This window comes from Dolichospermum flos-aquae CCAP 1403/13F, assembly GCF_012516395.1.
Taxonomy (GTDB): Bacteria; Cyanobacteriota; Cyanobacteriia; order Cyanobacteriales; family Nostocaceae; genus Dolichospermum; species Dolichospermum lemmermannii.
The window spans coordinates 394004-413349 of sequence record NZ_CP051206.1 but is presented as its reverse complement, the minus strand read 5'-3'; the positions used below and the strand labels follow the sequence as shown (position 1 = coordinate 413349).

Below are 19346 nucleotides of genomic sequence, written 5' to 3'. Positions count from 1 at the left end.
GCGCCTTTTTGCTTTTAATTATGATTAGTTTGTAATTATTATGCGTTACGCTAACATATCCTACTATTGCTAATTTACATATCTATTCATCTAAAAGTTAAAATTTTAAAGGTACTTTTCAGTAAACATCATCCCTAACAAAATCCGACGGACTTAAAATTGGTAATATTCCCCGATAAGGATGAAGAATCAACAAATCTTGATCACCTGTAATTGGCGTTGCAGATTCTTAGAGGAAACGGAACTCAAGTTACCATTTTATCATCTATGGTTGGGGTATTCAGTTTGCACACAGAAAGACGCTGAAGACGTTTATTATCTGCTCAAAACCCCTGCGAAGATTCGGTTTCTCAGTTGTGAACCGGTTCTGGAAGACATTGATTTATCAGAATGGTTAAGCGAGTTCATTGGTGCGGGTATCTGTGATGGTTGCGGAAAGGAAAAAAGTCAACTATACGGTGTTGATGCTTATCCTGTATGTGGTGCGGCGATTCGTAAATCTCAGTGGCTGTGAGAGGTGTCCACATTGTTAAAACGAGTAGAGTCAGCTTTAGGGTCGCAACCTACGATCATGATGCGTTGACCCATTTCAGCCATAGCGGCTAAAGTATTTTGAGAAGTGGTAGATTTACCGATACCGCCCTTGCCGTAGAAAGCTATCTGTCTAATTTTTTCTTCAGTCATTGTTCGTGTTTCCTAGAATTAGTTAATTGGTGGTTTTGTCTGGTTCTCACGGCCAAAGTTCTACGGCGGTGAGCATTTGTAGAACGTCGCTATCTATGGAGGCGATCGCTCTACAGAAAATCGAGTGGTGTTCATAGTATTTATGAGGTTGTAAGGATTTTTTTCTTTTTCCGTTGTAGGGGTTTACACCGTAAACCCTTACTATTAGCTGTTGTTTACTAAACTGCTTCAACAATGATTTCTTTGCTGATGCGATCGCGTAATCTCGCTTCAATCGCAATCTTTAAAGTAGCAGTGCTACTAGAACATGAACCGCAAGCACCTTTAAGAATGACTTTAATCTTATCGCCTTCGACATCATAAAGTTCTACATCTCCCCCATCGGCGATTAAAACGGGTCGGACTTCTTCATCTAATACTTTTTGAATCAGAGCAATTTTTTGAACTGTAGTTAGTGGTCTTTGTGGCTCTGAACTGAGAATTTCTGTTTTAGCGTTTGCCCTGTAGTTGTAGAGATTTTTGTTGGCGGCTTCCTGCTTTACTTCTCTTATTATATCATCAATCTTCGTTAAACAAGAACCGCATCCGCCACCAGCTTTTACATAATTTGTTACTTGCTCTGCACTGAAGAGATTGTTTTGTGCAACTGCTTTCTTTATCTTAGCATCAGTTATTCCGAAACAGCTACAGATGAGGACACCTTCTTCATCGTCATGTGCCTCTAAAGGAATGCCACGATAATTATAAATCGCAGCTTCTAAAGCCTCTTGACCCATAACAGAACAGTGCATTTTTGCTTCAGGTAAACCACCTAAATAATCAGCGATTTCCTTATTTGTTACTCCTAAAGCTTCATCTAAAGTCAAACCTTTGACCATTTCAGTTAAAGCACTCGAAGATGCGATCGCACTAGTACAACCAAAAGTTTGAAACCGAGCATCGAGAATTTTATCTGTTGCTTCTTCAACTTTCAAATGTAATCTTAAAGCATCACCACAAGCAATACTTCCTACTTCACCGGTTGCCACCTTCACACCAGCTTCGCCAGTTTCTTCAATTGCACCCTGGTTTTTAGGATCGTAAAATAACTCTAATACTTTATCAGTGTAGTCCCACATAGTTAATTTTAGATTTTGGATTGGTGATTTTGGATTGGTGATTTGTCATTAGTTAGTAGTAAATGAAAACTGACCACTGACTAATGACTAACTACTAATGACTAATGACTAATGACTAATGACTACTGACCATTGACTGTTGTTGTAACCAATCGGCATTATCATTCTTGAAGGGAGATAAAGCCCGAAGACGGTCAACAATTTCTGGCATTACGGCAATTACTTGATCAATTTCAGCTTCAGTTGTGTAGCGAGAAAGACTGAAGCGAATCGAACCATGTAAAGTAGTGTAAGGTAAACCCATAGCTCGTAAAACATGAGAAGGTTCTAGAGAGCCAGAAGTACAAGCAGAGCCAGAGGAAGCGCAAATACCGTACTTATTTAAAGAAAGCAAAATTGCTTCACCTTCAATATATTTGAACCCGATATTCGTAGTATTTGGTAATCTATTTTTGGCATCACCATTTACTTCACAATCAGGAATTTTAGCTAGAAGAGACTGTTCCAAATAATCACGCAACTTTGTTAATCTCTGAGTTACTTCTTCTAAATGTAACAGTTCTAATTCCGCAGCTTTTCCTAAAGCAATAATTCCCGGAACGTTCTCTGTACCGCCTCTGCGTCCTCGTTCTTGGTGTCCACCAACTAATAGAGGACGGAAACGAACCCCACGTCTCACATACAAAGCACCAATACCTTTAGGAGCATGAATTTTGTGACCAGATATAGTTAACATATCTATGGTGCTGGTCTTCATATTCAAGGATATTTTGCCTACCGCTTGCACTGCATCAACGTGGAAGAGAGCGCCGTATTCCTTAACCATAGCACCAATTTCTTCAATTGGAAAGATAGTGCCGGTTTCATTATTGGCATACATTACTGTCACCAAAGCAGTATTACCAGTTAGAGAAGCTTCTAACTCACTCAAATCTATTTGTCCCTTAGCATTTACTGACAAATAAGTAACTTGATAACCTTTGGATTCTAATTGTTTGCAGACATTTAAAACTGCCGGATGTTCTACTTGGGAAGTGATGATGTGACGTTTTTCAGGTTGAGCTAATAACGCCGCATGAATAGCAGCATTATCACCCTCAGTTCCGCAACTGGTAAAAACAATTTCTGATTCATCTGCTCCCAGTAAAGCAGCAACTTGTTCTCTAGCTGTTTTTACAGCCTTCCCAAGTTGTCCACCAAAAGTGTGCATACTAGAAGGATTAGCATAATAGTCCGTCAAATAAGGCATCATCGCCTCAACAACTTGAGGATCTATTTTAGTGGTGGCATTATTATCAAGATAGATACAATTATTTTGCATGATTTTCCATATAAAAGTATAAAGTAGGGGCGAAGCATTCGGGCGATAAATTATCGGTTTTGTCCAAGACTATTTTCCCAATGCTTCGCCCTTACAGGAGTCAGAAATTCAGAAGAAAGATCAATATAAATATTCCCTATTTCCTCTTAACTGTTACCTGTCACCTATATAACTATTTGTCCTTGATGCTTTTGCAATTGTTGGGCAATCTTTTGGGAATAAGATTTATACCAATTCTCCCAATAGTCTTGCTTATTGGTTAACTTTGCTCTCACACGGTTGTAAGTAGCAAACCAACTTTCCCAATAATCACTAGGTTGTTTAATGCAACCATCAACAGTAGGACAACTGGCTTTACATTGAGGTACGGTGTGAATACTACCAGCGCAATTTGTGCAAAGTTCCGAGTCAATCCAGTAATTACCGTCAACTTCTTGAATTGCACCGGTAGGACAAACAGATAAACACAACTTGCAGGAAATACACTGGCTAGTAATTTCGTAAGCCATGATTATTTACCTTTGTGGGAATTGGTGAAGAGGTAATAGGTGATTGGTAATTGGTGATTGGTGATTGGAACATATTACCCATTCCTATTACCCATTACCTATTACCCGTTAGCCTTAACATATTGCTCGTAAAATTCTAAAGCAACCTTTTCAATTACGTCATAGGCTTCAACAGTTTTTATTCCTGCTGCTTCTAGTTTTTCCTTGGGACAATTGCCTATTTTCGATACCAAGACTGCTTTACAATCTGCAATTGATTTCATTATATTATCTGCGGTAGCTTCTTCGCTGTAACCACCTTGACAATATTGATCAATCTTGCGGTGACTAACAAAACGAACTTCATTCCCATCAACTTCATAAACTTGAAATTCTTTGGCGTGTCCGAAGTGTTGGTTAACTAATCCACCACCTTTTGTTGCTACTGCAATTAAGATTTTAGGACTATCGGCAGATTTTTTGCCAGTTGATGCTTTATCTTTTGCAGCCTTAATTTCTTCTCTAAATTTCTCAATCCCTTCGTGAACTTCTTGACGAGTTTCAAAGTTATATTCTGGAGCCATTTCCATGAACTTATCTTTAGTAAATTCTTGGCTACGGTCTTCTCCTAATAATCCTACCGCATCGGCTCGACACTGGCGACAGTGACGCATCATTTTCATGTTACCAGAGCAATTGTCTTGGACTTCTTTCAGTTCTTTTCCTGTTGGTCCACGTTGACCAGTTAAACCGAAATGAGTACCATGTTCCGGTGCAGAAATGAGCGGCATAATGTTGTGTAAGAATGCGCCTCTCTCCCGAATTACCTTATTAACTTCTACCAAATGTTGATCATTAATTCCTGGAATCATCACGGAATTAACTTTGCATAAGATATCAGCTTCTTTGAGAGCTTGCAATCCTTCCAATTGTTTTTCTAGAAGAATTTTTGCCCCTTCAATCCCTCTGTAACGTTTGCGTTTATAGTGAACCCAAGAATAGATTTCTGCACCTATTTCGGGGTCAATGGTATTAAGGGTAATAGTAACGTGATCTATATTTAATTGTTTGATGCGATCAATATGTTCTGTCAGCATCAAACCGTTAGTAGATAAGCACAATTTAATATCTGGTGCTTTATCGGCAATTAATTCAAAAGTCCGAAAAGTTTTTTCTGGATTAGCTAAAGGATCACCAGGACCAGCAACTCCCAACACAGTCATTTGAGGAATTTTTCCGGCAATTACTAACACTTTATGGGCAGCTTCTTCCGGTGTGAGTAATTCACTCACTACTCCAGGACGACTTTCGTTAGCGCAATCATACTTGCGGTTACAATAGTTACATTGAATATTGCAAGCTGGAGCAACGGCAACGTGCATCCGTGCATAGTGATGATGAGCCTCTTCACTATAGCAGGGGTGTTTAGAAATGCGTTCTATGAGTTTTTCATCCATTTCTGGAGTTGTGCTGCTGTCGCAACCGCAAGCAGCAGATGTAGCAGGGGCGATAATGGCATTCTCAAAGTCGGAGGTGAGAATATCTGTAGCAGGTAGTGTCATTGAATTTCGCTGTTGGAGGTGGACTTGAGAGCCACTGTGGGAGATGCTTTTACTACTGCCAATATCTAAATTATTTTAGAAATGGTGCTAATCTCATCCCTCCACTCACTTTTGACTGCTAACTTGGTTTTGTTAAGGAGCGTTAAGTGATTGGCGATAAATGATTTATAGCAGCCCTTTTTTTTGCCCCCCTTCATTGACAGGGGATAGAACTTATTGGATTTATTATGTTTGTACTCAAATCCTTAAATCCTTGCATTGCAACGATACAAAAATTAAAAAAGATTTTTTCGGGTAGGGGTACGAGTATTTATAGTGAGGGGTACGAGTATTTATAGTGAGGGGTTCAGGATTTCTTTGTACTCATCTCCAAGTCAATACCTGTAAGGATTTCAGCTATCTTTTTATTGGGTTTTCTTGATATTCGACTGTACTCAACTTTTCTGCAAATTATCCTGAAAACTCTTGTTTATCAAGGATTTAAGGATAAAAAACTGGAGTAAGACTAATCCGACTACTCCAGATCCGAGCGAAATTCAATTCTGTATACAACCTATCATTTTTTTTCGGGTAAAAATGCAATTTATATTTTTTTAATTTTTCGATTATTAATGATATAAATCGTAGCTGTATATCTTGCTGTATAAGGAATATACCTTTGCTAAATCATCCATATTAATGCAGATAATTTGCAAAAGATTTAATTTTTTGATCATTATTTATTGGTGATTGGTTATAATTTTGTTAGCCATAAACTTTCGATTATAGAGACATCCGGTAAGCGTAAAACTCAGTCCTTCGACAAGCTCAAGAACCATGTCTTTAGACCTGAGATATAAGCGAATCCTGCAGTTCGACAAGTGTTACACTGAGCTTGCCGAACTGCTCACTGACCACGGTTTTAACCGCATAGAGTTTTTCTTTTTATAAAGATTGGTTAAAGTATGTAAAGGTTCATCGCCTTTGTACTTAATGGTGTTATCCTGATCACAACAGGAACGGTAATCAACCTGTCTAAAAACCTAGCTGCCTAACGGCTTTTCTGTACCTTGACTCTTGTTGATATGGTCTCCAGTCAACAACTCCAAAACTATTTTTCTCACTGCTGCTACTGTACCAGTTAGTCGCGCAAAGTGCTGTAACGATATCATCTCAATGATTCAGCAACACCGAAAATCTATGTCCACAGTTCCCAAGATTCATATTTGGATGCCTGATGTCTTTCAATTTAAGGGTGGAATTCAGGTTTATAGTGCTTTTTTCATCCAAGCGTTAGAGGAGATTTTACCGGATAGCGATCGCTGTGTATTTCTGAAAAATGATGCTCAGTCCACAGACGACTTACAGTTTAATCCCCGCACTCAATTCCAATTTGCAAGACGCTGGAAATCTTCTTGGCTGCATACACCACTATTTGCCCTTCAAGTTTTTTTTGCGGCTTTACAGCAACGCCCTGACTTGATTATCTGTGGGCATATCAATTTCTCACCACTGGCTTTACAGATATTCAAATTATTGAAAATTCCTTACTGGGTGATTGTACACGGTACTGATGCTTGGGATGTCAAAAATTTATCTAAGATAAATGGGTTAAAGGCTGCACAAAAGATTATTTCGGTAAGTGAATATACTCGTAATCGCATTCTAGCAGAGCAAAAAATATCTTCTGATCGCATAGTTTTGTTAGCAAACACCTTTGATGCTAGTCGGTTTCTCATTCAGCCTAAACCTCAATATCTTTTAGACCGATATCAATTTAATGCTGAACAATCCATCATTCTCACCGTAGCTAGATTGGCTAGTGGCGATCGCTATAAAGGCTATGATCAGATAATTCAATCTTTGCCAGCAATTCGTCGTCAGATTCCCAATATTCATTACCTTCTTGTTGGTAAGGGCGATGATCGAGAACGAGTTGAGGCGATGATTGATACTACAAATTTACGGGATTGTGTAACCCTTGCGGGTTTTGTGTCCGATAGCGAACTCGCAGATCACTATAATCTGTGCGATGTATTTGCTATGCCCAGTAAAGGCGAAGGCTTTGGTATAGTTTATTTAGAAGCACTAGCTTCTGGTAAGCCAACGATTGGAGGCAATCAAGATGGTGCAATTGATCCTCTTTGTCATGGGGAATTGGGCGCGCTAGTTAATCCTGATGATATTGAAGAAATTACTCAAACTATCATTCAAATTCTCCAGGGTACATATCCTAATTCATTAATGTATGAACCGCAAAACCTTCGCCAAAAAGTCATTAGCACCTTTGGTCTTGAACAGTTTCAAACAACTCTCGCTAAACATTTGGAGTTTAGCAATCTTTAAATATTAGTTAGAGTAGATAAAAAGATGAAAGTTCTTCATGTAATTCCTTCTGTGGCTTTAGTCCGAGGCGGTACTAGTCAGTCAATTATAGAAATGGTAAAAGCTTTAAGAAGCAAAGACGTTGATGCAGAAATTATCACTACTAATGATGATGGTAGAGATTTATTAGATGTACCTTTAGGAAAATTCATAGATTATCAACAAGTTCCCATCCAATTTTTTTCCCGATTTTCTCCTTCTATTCATGCAATTAGAGAGTTTGCTTATTCAGGAGACTTTACTATTTGGTTATGGCAAAATATCCGCAATTATGACTTGTTGCATATTAACTGTATTTTCTCCTATCCTTCTACTATCGCAATGATCATAGCACGTTGCCAAAAAGTTCCATATATTATCATTCCGCACGGACTTCTATGTGAGTGGTCATTACAGCAAAAGACGCTCAAGAAAAAAATATATCTTAAACTTATAGAAAAAGCTAATCTCAATCACAGTCAATCTATTTGCTTTACCAGCATTACGGAACAAGAAGAAGCATCTCAATTAAGTTTAACGCCTCCCAGCTTTGTCATCCCGCACGGTATTTCTATCTCTCCAATAATTCCTAATGCTCGTGAAAATATACGAAAATACCTTAACATTCCGGCTGATGAACCGATTATTTTATTTTTGTCTCGTTTACATCCTAAAAAAGGTTTAAACAACCTCATCCCAGCATTAGGACAATTGTCTAATTATCGGTTTACATTTGTAATAGCAGGTAGTGGTGATCCAGAATATGAAACTGAGGTAAAAACCCTGATAACAACCCATGGTATTCAGAAAAAAACCCATTTTGTCGGATTTGTTAAGGGTGAAATAAAGGATTTATTACTGCAAGGAGCAGATGTATTTACTCTCACTTCTTACTCAGAAAGCTTTGGCATAGCAGTCTTAGAATCTCTCGCTGCTGGTGTTCCCGTCATTGTCACCCCTGGTGTACCTCTAAGTGATATAGTGCAGCAACAACAACTGGGCTATGTTACAGAACTTAATGTTAATGCAATTTCTACTACTATTCAAAATTTCTTAAATAATCCTCAAGAAGCCCAAAATATGGGCGATCGCTCAAGGCAGTTTATATTAGATAATTATACATGGGATAAGATAGCATTGAAAATAATTTCCGTCTATCAAGATATAACTTCAATATCCCCCAATACTGTTCAGTTAAGGAAACGTAAGCTGTAAAGGATGTAAAACTTCTGTTCAATGAGCTTGTTTCTGCCAGAAAAGTTGTAAACTGAATAATAAACAGATTTGATATACATTACTAACTAAGCGTAATTCCCAATGACCACTAAACGCAATTACCACATTATTACCTTCGGTTGCCAAATGAATAAGGCCGACTCTGAGCGCATGGCTGGCATCTTAGAGGACATGGGCTTTGAGTGGTCAGAAGACCCAAATCAGGCAGATTTAATCCTTTACAACACCTGCACCATTCGGGATAATGCGGAACAAAAGGTATATTCTTATTTAGGTAGACAGGCCAAACGCAAGCAGGAAGAACCTGATTTAACTTTGATTGTTGCTGGTTGTGTTGCCCAACAAGAAGGGGCAGCTTTACTGCGACGGGTGCCAGAATTAGATTTAGTCATGGGACCACAACACGCTAACCGTCTGAAAGATTTGCTAGAGTCGGTTTTTGCAGGTAATCAAGTTGTCGCTACTGAAGAAGTTCACATTTTTGAAGATATCACCCAACCGCGTCGGGATAGTCAAGTCACAGCTTGGGTAAATATCATTTATGGCTGTAACGAACGTTGTACTTATTGTGTAGTTCCTAACGTTCGTGGTGTGGAACAGTCCCGCACACCAGAAGCGGTTCGATCCGAAATTGAACAGTTAGCGAGACAAGGGTACAAAGAGATTACGCTCTTGGGTCAAAATATTGACGCTTATGGACGAGATTTACCCGGTTCTACTCCCGAAGGTCGTCACCTGCACACATTGACAGATTTACTTTATTATGTACATGATGTACCGGGCATTGAACGCATTAGATTTGCCACGAGTCATCCGCGTTATTTTACAGAAAGATTAATTAAAGCTTGTGCAGATTTGCCCAAGGTATGCGAACATTTCCATATTCCCTTTCAGTCTGGTGACAATGAGCTTTTAAAAGCTATGTCACGGGGTTATACACACGAAAAATATCGCCGGATTATTGATACTATTAGAGGATATATGCCAGATGCGTCAATTAGTGCTGATGCGATTGTGGGTTTTCCCGGTGAGACAGAAACACAGTTTGAAAATACTTTGAAATTGGTGGAAGATATCGGTTTTGATTTAGTGAATACTGCGGCTTATTCACCCCGTCCTGGCACACCTGCGGCTTTGTGGGATAATCAACTCAGTGAAGAGGTAAAAAGCGATCGCTTGCAAAGATTGAATCATTTAGTTAATATCAAAGCAGCCGAGCGATCGCAACGTTACTTTGGCCGCATTGAAGAAGTATTAGTAGAAGCTCAAAACACCAAAGACACAAATCAAGTCATGGGAAGAACCGGCGGAAATCGGCTTACGTTCTTTACTGGTGATATTAATGAACTTAAAGGACAAATAGTCAAAGTCAAAATTACCGAAGTTCGGGCTTTTAGTTTAACTGGAGAAGTGGTAGAAGTTCGTCAACCAGTGACAGTTTAATAAAATCCAGGAGTATGGTTTAAGACTCCCCGAACTTTCAATAGTCCTGGCAAAAACACCCTTGTACAAATAGACTAGGCAGCATGAGTCATCAGCCTAACTGCGGGTCTATCTGTACTATTTGGTAAGCGAAAATAACTCATTGGCAATGTGACAATCGCCACAGTATTGCCCAGCATATCGAAAAATTCAACGCTGTAGCCTGTTTCTAGTCCGGGAACATTATGTTGTTCAACTACTGTGCCAATGTCCCCAGCATATACATTTTCTTCGGGAAGATCACGCAATAAAATTACATCTGAGTAAAGGGTAAAATTCATTGCAGCCTCCAAATATTGCTTGTTAATCGGGAAATAAAGTGATCAATCGCGGAAAATCTTGACCTGTATCTATTTGCCAAACTGTCTTGACAAGAAGTGGTCTATTGATAGGAGTAAATAGATTCGCACTAATTTCATATCTTGTACCATAAGCAGTTTCTTTAATCAGATTAACATCTACCGTTAAATGAAACTTACGTATATCTGATTCTAGCTGTTGCCAGTTGTCGGGAGAATAGCCAAATTGGAGTAGTAATTTCGCTTTTGTCCCACCACGTTTATGTTCAGTATTTAGTAAATACTCAGTCAGCTTGGATGGTTCGATTACTGCGCGATAGCTATTTGGAATTTTCATCGGTAACATTCTCCATAATTTTACTGGAGACTGCCCTTGAAGAGAGTTAACTGCAAAGAAAAAAATTGAGAAGCGAATTTTGTAGATTTGCAACTTTGGTTTTTTTCGTCCATTACAACTTGATCACAAATTACCACCATAAAAATTGGTAAATTGTGAACTACACCAAATTACTGTATATATTTACAATACAGCTATTGAGTGAGTCTTCAAGGCGCAGCCTTAAAGTTAGGTTGTGAATGCTACGAATTGACCATTGCTGCTGCTTCCTTAAAATCCTTTTGCAATCCTTGTGATTGCATACTCCCCACCCTTTCTGACCTTATTTGTGTTTTTAGGTTTGGTTGAAAAATGTCCTTCGTGTGGAAGCAAACGCAAATAATTCGAGCGTTAATTAAATTAGGGTGGGAAAAAAGGACTCATTAATATAATAACAATCCATAAACTTTTTGACAATCTCTTAAATTTGATGATTTTTCGATATCTGACACTGCTGATAATTCCAAAGTAAATCGTCCAGATAATAAATTCTGGCGTTGCATAATTGCAGGATGAAATCATTAACTTCTATTTTTTACAACTCTCTCTCCGTGCCTCTGCGCCTCTGCGTGAGAAAAAAAATTTAATTCAATCTCACGCAAAAAACCCCAAAAACAACTTTGCGCCTTTGCGTGAGAATATATTCCTACAGAGTTTGGAAATAAGCCTCCAAAGCCTCATGTACCAAATCAGTCATCGGTCGTTCTTGCTTTTCCGCCGTTTCCTTGAGTTGCGCGTAAAAATCATCCCGCAGACTGATGCGGTGACGGGATTTACCGCTGCTGGTAGGATCTCCTGGTGTGTAATCAGCCACAAATTCCCTAATTGCATCAAAACCCAATCTGTCGCAAAAATCCCCAAAACTTTCTTTCGGTGTCCGCGACTTTTTAAAGAAGACAAAAATCGGTTCTAGAAAACTTTCAAGATCATTGTGGTGCAGTCTTTCCACAAAAGGTTGCGCTAACCGAGTTTGATTTGGTGAACCACCCAACCATACTTGATAAGATTCCACAGCGCTACCCACCAAACCCAATTCTGCCATATAAGGACGAGCGCAACCGTTAGGGCAACCGGTCATTCTAATCACAAAATGCTGATTTTGTAAACCCAATTTATCTAATAAAGCCCGAATTCGTTCTAAAATTCCAGGAATGGCTCTTTCCGATTCTGTGATTGCTAAACCGCAAGTAGGTAAAGCCGGACAAGCCATAGCATAGCGGGTTAATGCTGCTATTTGGCTAGGATCAGCAACAACGCCACATTTATCCAGAATCTCTTGAATTGCTTCTTTATCTTCAGGCGCAATATCGTAAAATAGCAGATTTTGATTACCTGTGAGCCGAATAGGCAGGTTAAATTGTTCAACAATTGTCCGCAAAGCGGTTTTTAGTTGGAATGTTCCGTCATCTTTCACACGCCCGTTATCAATGGAAATACCCAGAAAGAGTTTACCATCGCCTTGTTCATTCCAGCCCAAAAAGTCTTTATATTTAAACTGGATCAGAGGTTTAAAAGGTTCGATGGGTTTACCAAGATATTCTTCGACTTGAGTGCGGAATTTATCTACACCCCAATCATTAATTAAGTATTTTAACCTCGCGTGTCGTCTGTCCGTGCGATCGCCATAATCTCGTTGTGTCGCAACTATAGCTTTTACAAGATTATATACATCAGCTTTGGCTACATAGCCAATGGGGTCAGCGGCTCTGGCAAAGGTTTCTTCTTTATTATGGGTTCTCCCCAGACCACCACCAGCAAAAATATTAAATCCTGCTAATGCACCTTTTTTATTGGTAATCACTACCAACGTCAAATCTTGGGAATATAAATCAACAGAATTATCACCAGGAACTGTGACACAAATTTTGAATTTGCGGGGCATATAGTGAGTTCCATAGATGGGTTCTACGGAATCATGAAGAATAGTACCATTACCGTTGGTTTGTCGGGCTGCTTTGACATCTGGATGTTCTTGAGCGCTAACGGCTTTTTCCCCATCTAACCAAATTTCATAATAAGCACCGGTTTGGGGAGAAAGTAAATCAGCGATATTTTGGGCATATTCCCAAGCATACTGATATTCTGAGCGATTTTTAAAGGGGGCTGGAGGAGCCATAACGTTGCGGTTAATGTCACCACAAGCGCCCAAGGTTGAACCAAGATTTTGAACAATTGTAGCGATCGCCGCTTTCAGGTTCTTTTTTAAGATACCATGTAGCTGAAAGCCTTGGCGAGTAGTAGCTCTGAGGGTATGATTACCATATTCATCAGCCAGTTTGTCCAAAGCCAAATAAAGCTCAGGGGGTACTAAACCACCGGGATTTTTTGTCCGCAGCATCATTTGGTAATCTTTTTCCTGACCCTTGATGCGGTTATCACGGTTATCCTGTTGATAAGAACCGTGAAACTTGAGAATCTGAATTGCGTCTTCACTAAAGTGGGTAGTGTCCTGAAGTAGCTCAGTGGCAACAGGTTCACGTAAAAAATTACTATTTTCTTTGATACCTTCGACTTTAGAAGGCTGACGATTGGTCGCAGGAGAAGCAGCAGTGTTAACCATTACGGTAGATACGTTTCTGAATAAAGCGGTAGACAAAATTGAAATTAAGCAATTAATAGCACCTATTTGGCTAAATAAACTACTTAAAATTAGTCGGAATTATGAATATTATTTTGATTTTAACATGGTCAGAGGCCACCTTGATCAAGCGGCGGTTAGAGTAGCTAACTACTCCAACCAGCAAATATTCGCATTGCCTTAGACCAAAGACAATGAGTAGACTTGACCATCAATCAACAGTCGCGTAATCCCTTTAGCTTGTAAATGGCTACTAGCTTTATGGAGCATTTGACTATCGGGAACTTTAATCACGCGATCGCGCTTAGTAGAAAAGCGTTTAGCTACTCTGTGGTTGTCAAAAATCGGCAGCGTTTTCTGTTGATTTTCCAAACTAGGAATGAGACCCAAATCACCAAAATCCTTGAGTGGCCGGGTAATTAACTCCGCAGAACGATCAATTACCAAATAGCAAGTTTTCGGTAAATTAGCGACTGACAATGGTAAAACTTGTACAGATACTTCCCCATTTCCCCGTCTAGTAACTAGGGGTTTTGGAGCTTCATAGTCTTCGTCCTCAAAGTCCTCCTCATCCTCATACAAATCATCATCTAAATCGTCATCTTCTAAATCATCAGGTTCATCCAACAAATCTTCATCCAGAATTTCCGCAAACAGACTCGGCTGTGAATATCGAGTTTCTACCTCTATCTTTGGTTTGGGAACAATTGGCGTTTCCGTTGGCTTGTGTCTAACAATTTCCAGTTCTTTGACAATAGGAGTTTCCTTGATAACAGGAAGCTTGGGTTTTTCCACTGCTGAGGAGCGTGTTTTCACCCGTCTATTAGCCGGAATCGGTTGATCAAAATCAAAATCATTCTCTGGTTCTGGTTCTGGTAATGCTTCTGGTTTTGGTTCTGGTTTTGGTAATGCTTCTGCTTCTATTGTGGGCTTTTCTACTTTTGGGTTCAATAACTCCCCACCACTGCGGACGCTGCTAGAAGCCTCTACTACCAATGGTGGTTGGGTCAACAGCGGTAACTGCTCATAACTTACCTGCGCTCTGCCTTCAGGGGTTCTAGCAGCACGTTTTAAAGAGACGAGAAATTCGTACTCTTCTTCTGGTAAGGTACTTTTAAGCAGACGGCTAATTGTAGAGTTACTCACACCATAGCGTTCTGCTAAAGTCGAGGTTGTTTCCGCAGTTTCTCGATATAGCTTGAGAATTTCTTGTTTGTCAGAATCTGTTAATTTTCTCACGGTAGACACCAAAATTTGTTAAGTTCGTTTGCGTCCACGGTCTCGGCCTTTAAGACTCAATGATGCGTCATATTCTAGAACAGCACCCAGACCGAATAACACTCCACTAAACACCCAGAATACTTCTAGTATGTCTCCACTTTGATAATTAGGTCATTGGGCGAATTTAAACCACATATCTGCATATCTGCAATGTAGAGCGAAAATGCGGCTGCGGCAATCATTCGCCAAGACAAGGAGACTTTACGTCCCCAAAAAGCCAGCAGCATAGTTGTGGCAATAATTAATAATGCCACATCGCTAACTATGTAAAACAAGTTGAGAAAAAAGGCTATCTGTTCAGTTGATGTTTGCTCTTTTTGAGAAATCAACCAAGGGAGAAAACTGCCTAATCCGCCAACTGCTGCCACAAGTAGCCATTGCCATGGGTCTAGATGAATGCGGCGAGAAAGCAAGGCTAAAGCCATACCAGTCCCTAAACATAAATATGTGAGGACAAAAAATATATCAGCAATAGATACATCTGGCTCTTGTTTTAGGACGATTTCTATATAGCCGAAAACGAGTCCACCTATAAAATAAGCAAACATTCCTAACCCGATTGAGAGCCAGACTTTTCCACTACTAACCATTTGGGTACTCCGCCAGTTCCTCCAGCATAAGAGACTTGCACCCAAATAAGCCACAGCTTCAAAAATATTTGTACCAATTACATACCACTGGGCGCGAACTTCTATTCCTGCTTGCTCTGGGTCAGAGATTTTGGCACTGAACAACAAAAAGTATAACAATGCTAAAACAGCCCAGCTAAAACAGCAAAGAACAAGGTTTTGAGTAGTTAAGTAGGTGGGCTTGAGATCAGATGAGTTGTCGTAAGATTTACTCATAGAGATTAACTATGTAAATGCTCTGAATGTAATATTGTTTACAAAATTGATGAAATAATTGGCATTTACGTACTTGTGTGATAGACAATAGCCAGTTAAAGGCAAGTGCCAGTTAAGAGTTGTTTTTTAACAAATCAATATCCACCTTAACGCCAAAGCTGATGAAGTGGAGATTTTTGTAACCAACTGATAAATAGTTCTTGGTGTCACCAAAGTATGTTTTTCCTAATCTGTGCAGTTCTTCTCAAAAAAGAATTACATGAGTTTCTTGCCAAGCTGGCATTTTACTCATCTGTGACAAATTCGCGGTTAGGAAAGATTTTACTGCATCTGCGGCAGATATATCGGGAAATTGATTTTTCTGTAATACCCCGGTCAACTCTGTGGCAAATAAACGGTTAAAAACATGAGTTTTTTCTGTTCCCTGCGATGCACTGAGCTTGTCGAAGTGTTGCCCGTTCCCTGTTCCCTCTGAATGAAATTAGGAAATTTTTAATTTTCTCTTGCTTATTTAGACAATTTTAGCTATGATTGTGAAGGCTTCATGGGTACGTAGCTCAGTTGGATAGAGCATCCGCCTTCTAAGCGGACGGTCACAGGTTCGAGTCCTGTCGTACCCATTAACTTAAAACCCTTGCAACTGCGAGGGTTTTCTTGTATCTACACTCATTCCGGTAGTTAGTTCAACTATTCCGAATGTTCTAGAATGCACTGGAATATACTAGAAGATAACTAAGATTTAGTTCAGAACTAGCACAACCAAAATGGTCAAATGGACTCTAGAGGAAGTCAATGAACGTCTAAAAGCTGGGAGAATAGGCGTTACAGTCTGTCAACGTGGAGACAGGCTTTCACTGCGTGGCACATTCCCGGCAAAACCAGGAATTGATAAGCCACCCTATCAGCAATATCTAGCTTTAGGATGCTATGCCAACCCCGCAGGGCTGCAATATGCTGAAGCTGAAGCCAAAAAAGTTGGTGGATTACTGGCTCAAAAACAATTCACCTGGTCCGACTATTTAGAAGAACCATTAACACCGGTTGGCGATGCCCAATCATGGGTTAAGAAATTTGAAGTTGATTATTACAACCGCAAAGGCCGCACCCCTACCACTGAAACTACTTGGAAATCAGATTACCTACCAGCGTGGCAACTTCTAGAAAGGGAATTAACACCAGCAACAATCATCGCCGCAGCAGGGAAAACCACCGCCAACACCCGTAAACGTAAACGGGTATGTGAGAAGCTGCTGGCATTGGCTAAATTTGCGGGGATAACTGTAGATTTAAAACCATATTTGGGGACGTATGGGAGTAGTGAGACGATACCCCGGAATATCCCTAGTAAAAAAGAAATTGAGGACAGCAGAAATTTATTTACTGGACATTGGTTGTGGGGTTATGGGGTATTAGCGGCTTATGGACTTCGACCCCATGAATTATTTTTCTGTGAAATCTCACCAGAACATCCGCACTTGTTGAAAGTTCTAAAAGGTAAAACAGGGTACAGGGAAGTTTACCCCTATTATCTCGAATGGGCTAAAGAATGGCAGCTATGGGAACAAGCCACGCTCCCATGTAATGCTGATACTTTTAAAGAGTATGGTGGTAGAGTGACCCGGACATTTGCCAGAAAGAAAGTATCATTTACTCCCTACTGCTTACGTCATGCCTACTGCATAAGGTTAGCTACAGAATACAAAATCCCGGTAGCGATAGCGAAGCGCTGCTGCAAGCAGTTCGCTGCTAGTTGGGCGGGTCACGAACCGGGAGTGTATCTAAAAACTTATCAAAGATGGATTGGAGAATCTGAAAAACGACGGGTGTTTGAGGAAAGTATTAAAACACCAGACTAAGCCACTTTTTTGCTAGGAACTAGGAACTTTTTTGTGAGCAACTCTTTTACTGGGACTCAAACCAAGTTTTTTCTTACAGTTTTCGATATGAAATTGATAATTCGGTTTGACCCGCCCGTTTAATCTAATATCTCGATAGTCTATACCTTCTTTGAAAAATCCTTCACGAACAAATTTTCTTAGTTGGTCACAAGAAATTAAACTCAGAGATTCAGCCGCTTGTTTTGTTCTTTGCCATTCCATATTCAAAACTCCTAATTGTTAATTGTTAATTGTTAATTCGATGCTTCTAACTCTTGTATGTCCTCTAAAGTCATGGGAAACTTTTCAACATAATTACCACTGCGATTAGCTTTGTAGTCAGCAATTGATTCAAGGCATTTAGCAGAAACCAGCAAGAGTTTTATTCCGTATATATGGCGAAATATAGGATTCCTATTTGATTTCTGAACAAGACTAAGAGAGAATACGGTGAGGTATACAAGTCTAACAAGGAACAATGATAAGTCAGCATTCAGAAACTGCAACACAGACAGTAAAAGTATCGCAGGAAGAGGCGATAGCTGAACTACAAGATTTTATAGATATGCGTCCAGATGCGCGTGAGGTAAGGAAAATTATTGGCAAACCACCGCGTTGAAATTGAGACAGGAAAGTTAAGAGTATTGCTGCTTGATGAGTGTCATTTAATGTGGGGAGACTTAAGTGGCTATGTTTGGGGGAAAACAGACCAAGAAATAACAGTGTCAGTCGTAAATGAGCGCGAAAAACAGACATATTACGGGGCGGTTGATTATCTCGAAGGACAATTACTGATGAAGGCTGATGACAAGGGCAACTCAGAAAATACTATTGACTACCTTCAATATCTTCTAAATCAGTCTCCTGACCAGCGATTACTGATTTTGTGGGATGGTGCTACTTATCATCGTTCCAAAGAGATTCGAGGTTTTTTGGCAGAAATTAATCAAGGCTTGGAACCCCCTGAATGGAAAATACACTGCGTTCGCTTTGCTCCTAATTGTCCAGAGCAAAATCCGATTGAGGATATTTGGTTACAAGCTAAAACATGGGTTCGGCGTTTCTGTGCATTGATACCTTCCTTCTCGCATTTAAAGTGGATGTTTGAGTGGTTTATTCGACACACTACCTTTGATTTTGCCACTCTTCAGATGTACGGAATTTGTTCAAAACTCAAATAGGAGTCCTATATAATTGTTTCTGTGTGCTTTCTGGCTTGATTTAATAATCCTAAGTCTGTGGGATAACTGACATCTGCTGGTGTACAGGTGGCATCTAATATTAATTTTCCCCGATTGGTTAGCTCACTTTTTGAGTCCTCTACTTCTGACTTTTTTTCTTGTACTGTCTCCTCTGGTATTTCTAACGCCTGTTTTACTATTTCTCTGTTGATTTTGTTAACTAGGTTTATATCTATTCTTTCTCTAAAGTGAACTAACATCGAAGGGTCAAATGGTGGTTTATTACTATAGGTTGACATCCCTATAAAGTATTGTAGGTAAGGATTTTCCCTGATCTGTTCTACTGTTTCCCTATCACTTATTCCTAACTTTTCTTTGATTATTAATGCACCCAGTGCCATCCTAAACGTTTTGGCTGGTGGTCATTGAGCTTGTCGAAATGTGCGCCTATTTTTTCTGAAAATATTGCTGCGTATTCGCCATCAAATTCCGATCAAGGGATCATTTTTGCCATGATTACCCATCGGTTATCTAATGCCAATTTCTCCTCGAAGGGTTGTTGAAACTTTTCCGGTGCTGTTTCCTGTTCTTGCGATTTTATATACATCTTAATGCGCCTTGATGCAAGGGATTTTACCCATTTTAACTCTTTTTCTTGCACCTTTTTCACTTTCT

General features: G+C 39.6%; 20 protein-coding genes, 1 tRNA gene and 3 pseudogenes. 9 read left to right on the top strand and 15 right to left on the bottom strand.

Annotation, left to right across the window (positions count from 1 at the left end):
- Positions 1-181: 181 nt before the first annotated feature.
- Positions 182-514, top strand: coding sequence for a DUF5131 family protein (locus HGD76_RS02105; protein WP_233467011.1), 333 nt, complete (start codon positions 182-184; stop codon positions 512-514).
- Here HGD76_RS02105 and HGD76_RS02100 read toward each other — a convergent pair.
- The 6 genes from HGD76_RS02100 to nifB form a co-directional block, all read right to left on the bottom strand.
- On the bottom strand, positions 502-684 hold the full coding sequence (locus HGD76_RS02100; RefSeq protein WP_256369489.1) for an AAA family ATPase: 183 nt from the start codon (positions 682-684) through the stop codon (positions 502-504). The two genes, HGD76_RS02105 and HGD76_RS02100, sit on opposite strands and share 13 nt — an antisense overlap.
- A 46-nt stretch (positions 685-730) precedes the next feature.
- Complete coding sequence (locus HGD76_RS02095; protein ID WP_168651141.1) at positions 731-916, bottom strand: hypothetical protein; 186 nt, start codon at positions 914-916, stop codon at positions 731-733.
- Positions 903-1802 (bottom strand): Fe-S cluster assembly protein NifU, encoded by a 900-nt coding sequence (gene nifU / locus HGD76_RS02090; RefSeq protein ID WP_168694822.1) that lies wholly within the window; start codon positions 1800-1802, stop codon positions 903-905. The genes HGD76_RS02095 and nifU overlap by 14 nt, the downstream gene beginning before the upstream one ends.
- 115 nt (positions 1803-1917) lie before the next feature.
- Positions 1918-3123, bottom strand: coding sequence for a cysteine desulfurase NifS (gene nifS / locus HGD76_RS02085; protein ID WP_039201671.1), 1206 nt, complete (start codon positions 3121-3123; stop codon positions 1918-1920).
- 164 nt (positions 3124-3287) lie between these two features.
- A complete protein-coding gene (locus HGD76_RS02080; protein WP_053540241.1) occupies positions 3288-3632 on the bottom strand; it encodes a DUF362 domain-containing protein in 345 nt (114 codons plus the stop codon).
- 101 nt (positions 3633-3733) lie between these two features.
- The gene (gene nifB / locus HGD76_RS02075) at positions 3734-5173 is read right to left on the bottom strand and encodes a nitrogenase cofactor biosynthesis protein NifB (RefSeq protein ID WP_168694821.1); all 1440 of its coding nucleotides are present in this window, start codon (positions 5171-5173) and stop codon (positions 3734-3736) included.
- Positions 5174-6352: 1179 nt separating this feature from the next.
- On the opposite strand from nifB, the gene HGD76_RS02070 reads away from it, so the two are divergent.
- The 3 genes from HGD76_RS02070 to miaB all read left to right on the top strand — a co-directional run bounded on the left by HGD76_RS02070 (position 6353) and on the right by miaB (position 10195).
- Positions 6353-7498 carry a glycosyltransferase gene (locus tag HGD76_RS02070; RefSeq protein ID WP_168694820.1) on the top strand — a complete coding sequence of 382 codons (1146 nt, stop codon included), beginning with the start codon at positions 6353-6355 and terminating at the stop codon, positions 7496-7498.
- A gap of 24 nt (positions 7499-7522) precedes the next feature.
- A complete protein-coding gene (locus HGD76_RS02065; protein ID WP_168694819.1) occupies positions 7523-8731 on the top strand; it encodes a glycosyltransferase in 1209 nt (402 codons plus the stop codon).
- Positions 8732-8833: 102 nt separating this feature from the next.
- Positions 8834-10195, top strand: coding sequence for a tRNA (N6-isopentenyl adenosine(37)-C2)-methylthiotransferase MiaB (gene miaB, locus HGD76_RS02060; RefSeq protein ID WP_148762573.1), 1362 nt, complete (start codon positions 8834-8836; stop codon positions 10193-10195).
- A gap of 74 nt (positions 10196-10269) precedes the next feature.
- Here miaB and HGD76_RS02055 read toward each other — a convergent pair whose 3' ends face one another.
- The 3 genes from HGD76_RS02055 to sir all read right to left on the bottom strand — a co-directional run bounded on the left by HGD76_RS02055 (position 10270) and on the right by sir (position 13469).
- Complete coding sequence (locus tag HGD76_RS02055; protein ID WP_168694818.1) at positions 10270-10515, bottom strand: DUF4926 domain-containing protein; 246 nt, start codon at positions 10513-10515, stop codon at positions 10270-10272.
- 22 nt (positions 10516-10537) lie between these two features.
- Positions 10538-10870: a DUF6883 domain-containing protein gene (locus tag HGD76_RS02050; protein WP_168694817.1), complete on the bottom strand. Its 333-nt coding sequence runs from the start codon at positions 10868-10870 to the stop codon at positions 10538-10540.
- Positions 10871-11555: 685 nt separating this feature from the next.
- Entirely contained in the window at positions 11556-13469 is a 1914-nt protein-coding gene (gene sir, locus HGD76_RS02045; RefSeq protein ID WP_168694816.1) for a sulfite reductase, ferredoxin dependent, read from the bottom strand.
- Between sir and HGD76_RS02040 the strand changes: the two genes are divergently transcribed.
- On the top strand, positions 13459-13671 hold the full coding sequence (locus HGD76_RS02040) for a hypothetical protein (protein WP_148762581.1): 213 nt from the start codon (positions 13459-13461) through the stop codon (positions 13669-13671). The genes sir and HGD76_RS02040 overlap by 11 nt on opposite strands.
- Here HGD76_RS02040 and HGD76_RS02035 read toward each other — a convergent pair.
- From HGD76_RS02035 to HGD76_RS26370, 3 genes and pseudogenes are all read right to left on the bottom strand, one after another.
- Complete coding sequence (locus tag HGD76_RS02035) at positions 13668-14726, bottom strand: helix-turn-helix domain-containing protein (protein WP_168204352.1); 1059 nt, start codon at positions 14724-14726, stop codon at positions 13668-13670. The two genes, HGD76_RS02040 and HGD76_RS02035, sit on opposite strands and share 4 nt — an antisense overlap.
- A gap of 18 nt (positions 14727-14744) precedes the next feature.
- Positions 14745-15613: pseudogene (locus HGD76_RS02030) on the bottom strand (hypothetical protein).
- A 244-nt stretch (positions 15614-15857) separates the two neighbouring features.
- A complete protein-coding gene (locus HGD76_RS26370; RefSeq protein ID WP_442873225.1) occupies positions 15858-15992 on the bottom strand; it encodes an Npun_F0813 family protein in 135 nt (44 codons plus the stop codon).
- A 167-nt stretch (positions 15993-16159) separates the two neighbouring features.
- Between HGD76_RS26370 and HGD76_RS02025 the strand changes: the two genes are divergently transcribed.
- A tRNA-Arg gene (locus tag HGD76_RS02025) sits at positions 16160-16233 on the top strand.
- A gap of 144 nt (positions 16234-16377) precedes the next feature.
- On the top strand, positions 16378-17469 hold the full coding sequence (locus HGD76_RS02020) for a site-specific integrase (protein WP_168694815.1): 1092 nt from the start codon (positions 16378-16380) through the stop codon (positions 17467-17469).
- Positions 17470-17481: 12 nt separating this feature from the next.
- On the opposite strand, the gene HGD76_RS02015 is transcribed toward HGD76_RS02020, so the two are convergent.
- Both HGD76_RS02015 and HGD76_RS25755 read right to left on the bottom strand, forming a co-directional pair.
- Positions 17482-17712, bottom strand: a complete 231-nt coding sequence (locus HGD76_RS02015) for a hypothetical protein (RefSeq protein ID WP_168694814.1) — start codon at positions 17710-17712, stop codon at positions 17482-17484.
- A 32-nt stretch (positions 17713-17744) separates the two neighbouring features.
- Positions 17745-17867, bottom strand: a complete 123-nt coding sequence (locus HGD76_RS25755) for a hypothetical protein (protein WP_267904316.1) — start codon at positions 17865-17867, stop codon at positions 17745-17747.
- A gap of 101 nt (positions 17868-17968) precedes the next feature.
- On the opposite strand from HGD76_RS25755, the gene HGD76_RS02010 reads away from it, so the two are divergent.
- Entirely contained in the window at positions 17969-18109 is a 141-nt protein-coding gene (locus HGD76_RS02010) for a hypothetical protein (protein WP_168694813.1), read from the top strand.
- Positions 18087-18671, top strand: a pseudogene (locus HGD76_RS02005) (IS630 family transposase); the annotation flags it as partial. The gene HGD76_RS02010 and the pseudogene HGD76_RS02005, both read left to right, overlap by 23 nt.
- 8 nt (positions 18672-18679) lie before the next feature.
- On the opposite strand, the pseudogene HGD76_RS02000 reads toward HGD76_RS02005, so the two are convergent.
- Positions 18680-19278, bottom strand: a pseudogene (locus HGD76_RS02000) (transposase); the annotation flags it as partial.
- Positions 19279-19346 lie beyond the last annotated feature (68 nt).